7 protein-coding genes are annotated in these 6,203 nt (G+C 67.4%); 6 read left to right on the top strand and 1 reads right to left on the bottom strand.

The window, feature by feature from the left end; genetic code table 11:
- Positions 1-35: 35 nt before the first annotated feature.
- Positions 36-485, bottom strand: a complete 450-nt coding sequence (locus FFS72_RS20215) for a helix-turn-helix transcriptional regulator (RefSeq protein WP_137875599.1) — start codon at positions 483-485, stop codon at positions 36-38.
- A 159-nt stretch (positions 486-644) separates the two neighbouring features.
- Here FFS72_RS20215 and FFS72_RS20210 point away from each other — a divergent pair, with 159 nt between their 5' ends.
- Genes FFS72_RS20210 through FFS72_RS20185 form a run of 6 tightly spaced genes read left to right on the top strand, consistent with a single transcriptional unit; the run spans position 645 to position 6,199 of the window.
- Positions 645-2,291, top strand: a complete 1,647-nt coding sequence (locus tag FFS72_RS20210; RefSeq protein WP_137875598.1) for a cutinase family protein — start codon at positions 645-647, stop codon at positions 2,289-2,291.
- A 46-nt stretch (positions 2,292-2,337) separates the two neighbouring features.
- Complete coding sequence (locus tag FFS72_RS20205) at positions 2,338-3,417, top strand: insoluble domain protein (RefSeq protein WP_249353425.1); 1,080 nt, start codon at positions 2,338-2,340, stop codon at positions 3,415-3,417.
- Positions 3,418-3,477: 60 nt separating this feature from the next.
- The gene (locus tag FFS72_RS20200; protein ID WP_137875596.1) at positions 3,478-4,551 is read left to right on the top strand and encodes a DUF8176 domain-containing protein; all 1,074 of its coding nucleotides are present in this window, start codon (positions 3,478-3,480) and stop codon (positions 4,549-4,551) included.
- Positions 4,548-5,315 (top strand): hypothetical protein, encoded by a 768-nt coding sequence (locus tag FFS72_RS20195; protein WP_137875595.1) that lies wholly within the window; start codon positions 4,548-4,550, stop codon positions 5,313-5,315. Before FFS72_RS20200 ends, FFS72_RS20195 begins: the two co-directional genes overlap by 4 nt.
- The gene (locus FFS72_RS20190; RefSeq protein ID WP_137875594.1) at positions 5,312-5,878 is read left to right on the top strand and encodes a DUF6668 family protein; all 567 of its coding nucleotides are present in this window, start codon (positions 5,312-5,314) and stop codon (positions 5,876-5,878) included. Before FFS72_RS20195 ends, FFS72_RS20190 begins: the two co-directional genes overlap by 4 nt.
- Before the next feature lie 30 nt (positions 5,879-5,908).
- Positions 5,909-6,199, top strand: a complete 291-nt coding sequence (locus tag FFS72_RS20185; RefSeq protein WP_137875593.1) for a hypothetical protein — start codon at positions 5,909-5,911, stop codon at positions 6,197-6,199.
- The last annotated feature ends 4 nt before the right edge of the window (positions 6,200-6,203 follow it).

The raw sequence follows: 6,203 nt of genomic DNA, 5'->3' as shown, positions 1-6,203 counted from the left end.
GACGCCAGGGGGGTGCGGTCGGGGTGGGGGAATGCCTATCTCCGTTGGGCTATGCCCGGTCTCTGATTGGCCCGCGTCCACAGCTCGCGGACCGCAGCGTCCGTTTCCTCCAGCGCCGCGGCGAGTCGACGAATGTCGTCCTTGGTCGCTTTCCGCTCCCCACGTTCGAGCCGCGAGTAAGTCGATTTCGACATGCCCAGTGCAGTGGCGACTTCGAGCTGGGTGAGCCCCTTCTCGTTGCGCCTGCTCGCCAGCGTCGCTGCCGCTGTGGGGATGACGGCCAGCTCACTCAGCTCAACGCCCAGGGCGTCGGCCACTCGCTTCAGCAGTTCAGGGGCGGGCGCCGCGTTCGCGGTCTCCCACCGCCGCAGCGTGTTGTAGGGGACATCCGCGATCCGGCCGAGGTCGGAGCGCGACAGCCCGCGTTCTCGGCGCACCTCGATGAGTCGGGTTGGGTCGAACCCGTACAGCGCGCGTCGCGCCACCTACCCGCCTCCTATCTGCTTGATCGCCTCGCATCAGTGTCTGGTTTACCTTGCCGCATCGCCGCTGGATGCGGGAAATCTCCGCCGACATTCTGTGAGATTTAACGTTGGGAAATTATGTTGATTTGAAGTAGGATCGTAGACGTGAAGGAGGGGACTATGAGTACGTGGACCAAACGTGTTGCTGCCGCGACAGTTTCGGCGGCGGTCATCACCTCGACCGGCCTCGGAGCTGCGCCGGCTTACGCCCAGTCGGGCTCGGCGGATGCGCAAGGATGGCTGGCCGATCTGATCGGCGACTGCCCGGACCTGTACGTCCTCGGGTTGCAGGGGACGACCGAGTCCTCGCCCGATGCGCCGGTCAAGGCGGATACCGGGATGCTGGGTCAGATCATGTCGCCGATGCTCGATCAGGCGCGGCAGTTGGGTGCGGTGGTTGATCGCGCGTATGTGCCGTACCCGGCCTCGTTCGGCGGATTGACTCCTGGTGTCACCGACTCTTACGTCAAGTCGGTGGCCGAGGGGGAGGCGAACATCAAGGCTGCTGCGGAGCGGGTTCTCACCTCCTGCCCTGCTGCGAAGCTGGCGATCGTCGGCTATTCGCAAGGCGCGCATGCCGCGTCAAATTTCCTGCGGTCGGTGGGGAAGGGGATTGAATCGGTTCCGGCCACCGCGATCGCGGCCGGTGCACTGTTCGGTGCTCCGACTCGGAGTCCAGGTTCGGGCCTGTTCCCCGGTACCTCGCAGAGCATCCCTGCCGCTGCGCCGGGTACTCGCGGCGAAGCAGTGAAGGAACTGCCGAAGGTAGCGTTCGCGGCCCCCGACGGCGGCGGAATCGGCCCGGTGGCAGATGTTGCCAAGGACTACGGCAGGTTGACCGGCCGGGTGTCCTCCTGGTGCCAGACCGGTGATCTGGCATGTGACGCCCCGGAGAACGCGCCGATCGTCAAGGCCGTGGTCAATGTTGCCGGTCAGGCCGAGATTGGCGGCGACCCGTTCGTCGCGGTCTCGACCATCGGTCGGGCGCTCGCCTCGACGACGTTCAATACCGCCGTCGACTTCGTGAACGAAGACGTCAAGGCTCCGAAGAACGCGCTGGAGGCCATCTCCATCCAGCCGAAGAAGACCATCTCGCAGCGACTGGCCGAGGCGTCCGATCCTCGCTCGACTCCTCCCACTGGGCAGGAAGTCGCGGCAGCGGTGATGAAGGTTGGGCTGATCGGGATCAACTCGGCCGTCACGGTCGCAAAGAAGGTCCTGACTCCGGAGACGATTGCGGCGGTCGCGGCGGTTGGCCTCGTTGATCCGGTGTCCGCCTTCGCGGTTCTGGCAGCGAAGACCGTCAGCGTGCTGCCGGAACTGGTGCCGCCGGCCACCTCTCAGCGGCTCGTCAAGCAGACGTTCCAGATCGTGCAGAACGAACTGAAGGCGAACAAGGACGTGTTCGACCTGGCGGCGCTGTCGTCGTACCGCAATGTTGCCTCTGAGCACGGCTCCTACGGCTCGGTGCCAGCTACCTCGACTGGGCAGGCCCCGACGAGGTTTGTGGCCTCGTGGCTTGCTGCTGCTGCGGCGGATCTCGGATCGTCCTCGGCGTCGGCCACTTCCACATCGAAGTCCGTCACCACCACGGTTGCGTCAGTGCCCCGGTCCGCCACCACGACGCCTCGGCCGACTACGGCACCAACCACCACAACGCAGCCGACCACCACAACGCAGCCGACCACCACAACCAGTGAGGTCGAGCTGGCCCCCGCGCTCCTCGAGCAAGGCGGCGTCATCCGCGCCACCACCGAAACGAACTAGCGAAAGAGAGAAGACTGCAATGGGTAAGCACCAGAAGGTGTCTCGCATGGCGAAGGCTGGCATCGTCCCGGCCACCGCTGTCGCGATTGCCGCCGCGAGCGCGGGCATCGCCACCGCGGCACCGGTCGAACTCCCCCCGCAGGGCGGCGTGACCGCGCCGACCCCGTCCACGCAGGGTGGCACGACCTCAACCCCCGCACCCCCGGCCGAGCCGAAGTATTGGACCGAGGCGCCTGTCGTGCAGCCGGAATACGCTCCGCTGCCGAACTACGACTACGACACCGGCGAGAGCACGCCCGTCGCTTACGCGCCGCCGCTGGATCTGTCGACCCTGCACGCACCCGAGCCGGTCGAGCAGGCGCCGATCTACATCGCTCCGGACGAGAAGATCCTGATTGGTGACTACCACTTCAACCAGCCGAACTGGGTCACGGACGAGGACCGCGAGCGCACCAACAACAGTGCGGGCCTGATCCGTTCGCAGGTGGCAACGGCGTGGAAGTCGATCGGCGTGGACGCGGAGCGAGCTGATCGCATTGCTGCCGCACAGATCGGCGGCGCGGTCATCGGGGCCGCGACCGGCGCCGCAGTCACGGCTGTTCCGGGCGCCCTGATTGGCGGCACCATCGGCGGAATTCAGGGCGCGAGCCTCGGCGGCATGGTCCCGCTCGGCCCCCTGCCTGCAATCACCACCGGCGTTGCTGGAACGGCTATCGGCGCGGCTGCCGGTGGCGCTGTCGGCGCAGTTCCGGGAGCTCTCATCGGCGGCGCGGCCGGCGTCATCGCGGGCACCGCCTTCGGCGCGGGTGACGAAGAGGGGCAGCCCATCGAGGTCGAGCTGCCCGACATTCAGGAGGTCGCGCTCACTGAGCAGGCTGCTGGCACCGTCGACCAGTGGCAGACGTCCGGCCCGGCAGGACAAGCCACCGCCGATGCGGTCCGCAACGTCGTCGAGACCGCTCCGGTCGTGGACGCGCAGGTCCGCCAATGGGTCGGGTCTCAGCCGGGAGGCCAGGACGCGATCGAGGGTGTCAACAACATGCTCGGCACCTTCTTCAACGGGTCCCTCGGCACTGCCGCCGAGATGATTTCCACCGCCATCGGCGGCGGAATCACCCCGGTCTAGTTCCGCTCGAAAGCTGGAGGTGGGGACGGGGAAACCCGTCCCCACCAGTACGGAGGACAAATGTCGACGGAGGACAAAGGGACACGGCCACTGCTGTTCCCGGACGTGATCGAACAGTACGAGCCCGCCCCGACCCCCTCAGAACAGGCGGCGGATCCGCTCGATGCTGAGGCCCACACCGAGTTCGGTATGGACGAGAACGCGCCCGTCTACGCCGATCGCGTGGACGAGACGGCGCCCGTCTACAGCGACGCTGGGTACGACGAGACCACCCCGGTCTACGTCGATCCTGCCGCGGAGTCGGCGACCCAGACGACCCCCGACCGGATCCAGTTGGACCTGGACCAGGACGCGGAAGTCGACGAACCGTTCTCCGACGACCCCTATGCCGACGCCCCAGACTGGGTGCGCGCACACATTCCTCGCGGCCCACTGACGGTCCCGAACTCAGGCCGACGAGGCCGGTCTCGTGGACCTCGATCCACGTCGTCACCGTCGACCGCCGCCGCCGCGGACGTCTCGCCTGCGGCGATCGAGCCGCAAGCGCCCTCCGAGGCCGGCCGAGAGAAGAGGTCGAGCCGTCTCGAGGGCAAGCGCCTGCTGGTCGCGGGCGGCGCGGCGGCGGCCGTCTCCGTCATCGCGGCCGGCGTGGTCACCGCGGTAGCCGGTGGTGGCGGCGAGACCGCCGTACCGCCACTGCCGGAGCCCGCAATCGCCGCGACCCCCACCACCACTGAAACGACCACCGCAGCGCCCGCTGCCGCGATCCCGACGTGGTGCGCGGCGGTCAATGAGCCTGGTCGCGTTGTCGGAAACGGCACGGGGGACCGCGATTCCGGACCGGGCGTCATCCAGGCATTCGAGTACGCCTACTACATCAAACGGGATGCCAAGGCCGCCGCGGATCTGATGCTCATGCCGTCCTCGACGGCCGAGATGCAGGGGTTCATCGATGCTGTGCCGGTCGGTACCGAGCACTGCACGACCATCCTGCCGACCGCCGACCCCAGCAAGTGGTCGGTCGACGTCCTGCTGAAGTTCCCGCCACTGGGCAATGAGGGCATCCACCGCCAGTGGATCACCACAACCGCAGGTGACGGCGGAATGAAGATCGCACTCGTGGAGGGTCGATGAACAACGTGGTCGCACTTCGGCGTACCCCGAAGCTGGCTGAACCTGAACAGGTGTCGGCGATCGTAGTGGCCGGCTCCGGTGGAGCCGCCGCCACCACCACCACCTACGGCCTCGCCACCGCATTGCGGGTGGGCTCAGGTGTGGGTGTCGCCGCTGTTGACGGCACCTCGGACGGCGGAAATCTCCTGGAGCGCGTCGGTGTCGAGGCGATCGGCCCCGACCGGGTGATCCGGCAGCTCGAATCCAGCATGGCGGTCAGCACCGCAGGGGTCGTCGTCGTCGGCCACGGCGCCGCCACCTCGTCATCGCTGCTCGTCGACGGACTGCTGGCGGACAGGCAGTTCGCCCGCGTCCATGACGTGGGTCTGGCGCTGCGCTCGCCCCGTATGAAGCCATTGATCGAGGCCGGCTCGGGGATCGTCGTCGTAGCCCCGGCCCGGTCCGAGCCGCTCTCACGTACCCGTTCAGCTCTCGAGTGGCTCGTGAACACCTACGGCCGGGACGTGCTGTCGCGCACCGTGATCACCATCTCCCACCAGATGCCACAGCGCCTCGTGGATCTGACCGCGATCCGGGAAGCGCTCGAACCGATCACGGCGGGGGTGGTCGAGGTGCCGTTCGATGAGGTCCTGGCCCGCCCCGGATCGCTCAATCACACCACCCTTTCTGTCGGCGTGATGGACGCCTGGACCGACGTGCTCGATGCGCTCGACCGGGTGCCCGCGGCCGGCGAAGACGCCATGCAGACAGGGGAACTGGCATGAATGAGAAGACCAGGTTCGACGCTCGAACCGAGCCGCATCCGGTGGATCGGCCTGGCCCCGCGGTGTGGCTACTCGGCGCACACGGCGGCGCCGGTGTCTCGACCCTCGCCCGCTACTGGGATTTCGCGGGTGATGCTGGGCGTGAGTGGCCGTGCGGCACCGACCGCGAGGTCGAGTCGCCGTACGTGGTGGTGGTGTGCCGCGAGACCATCGAGGGTCTGCGCGCTGCCCACGACCTGATCCTCCAGCGCCGCTCCGAGATGCTTCGCAGCGAGCTGCTCGGCCTCGTGACCGTGGCGAACGCGGCCGGCCAACCGGCCAAGGAAGTGCGGCAGCTGCGTGAAATCGTCGCTGGCGCCACCGAGTCCGATTGGGCGATCGGATGGCACCGATTCCTCGGGTCTGCTGCCCGATCCAGCCTGCCGACGTGGCGCGCCACCGACGGTGTGCCCCTTCCGACGAAGGGTGCCGCTGTCGCGGTCCCCTCGGACGTGATTGCTGCCGGGGTCGGCATCGTCACGGCTATCCAGTCCAGCCTCCCGACCTTGCGGTCGGGGCAGTAGCTCAACAACCAACGAACAGGGGAAACACAAATGCTCCAGACCGTCATGGATTCCACCGCGATCCTCGCGCAGGCCCCGTCATTCGACATCACCGCGGAGGTGCCGCCCGGTGCGAACGGCCTGCTCAAGCTTCTGAACTGGCTGCTGTGGGGTGTGACGCTCGCGTGCGTCGCCGCGATTATCTACTCCGGCGGCAAATTCGCCTGGGAGAAGTGGCAGAGCGGGCAGCCTGAATCGCCGAAGATCCTCGTCGGGGCGCTCGTCGGCGCGATCGTCGCCATCTCGGCGAATCAGATCCTCAGCGCTGTCACCTCCGTCTAGGCGA

The sequence above is a fragment of the Rhodococcus sp. Q genome, from assembly GCF_005503035.1.
GTDB lineage: Bacteria > Actinomycetota > Actinomycetes > Mycobacteriales > Mycobacteriaceae > Rhodococcus_G.
This window is presented reverse-complemented; position numbering and strand designations above follow the sequence as displayed.

Bases quoted from the DNA above. Each gene is read 5' to 3' on its own strand.
- FFS72_RS20200 (WP_137875596.1), top strand. From the start codon at position 3,478: ATGTCGACGGAGGACAAAGGGACACGGCCACTGCTGTTCCCGGACGTG.
- FFS72_RS20205 (WP_249353425.1), top strand. From the start codon at position 2,338: ATGGCGAAGGCTGGCATCGTCCCGGCCACCGCTGTCGCGATTGCCGCC.
- FFS72_RS20210 (WP_137875598.1), top strand. From the start codon at position 645: ATGAGTACGTGGACCAAACGTGTTGCTGCCGCGACAGTTTCGGCGGCG.
- FFS72_RS20195 (WP_137875595.1), top strand. From the start codon at position 4,548: ATGAACAACGTGGTCGCACTTCGGCGTACCCCGAAGCTGGCTGAACCT.
- FFS72_RS20190 (WP_137875594.1), top strand. From the start codon at position 5,312: ATGAATGAGAAGACCAGGTTCGACGCTCGAACCGAGCCGCATCCGGTG.
- FFS72_RS20185 (WP_137875593.1), top strand. From the start codon at position 5,909: ATGCTCCAGACCGTCATGGATTCCACCGCGATCCTCGCGCAGGCCCCG.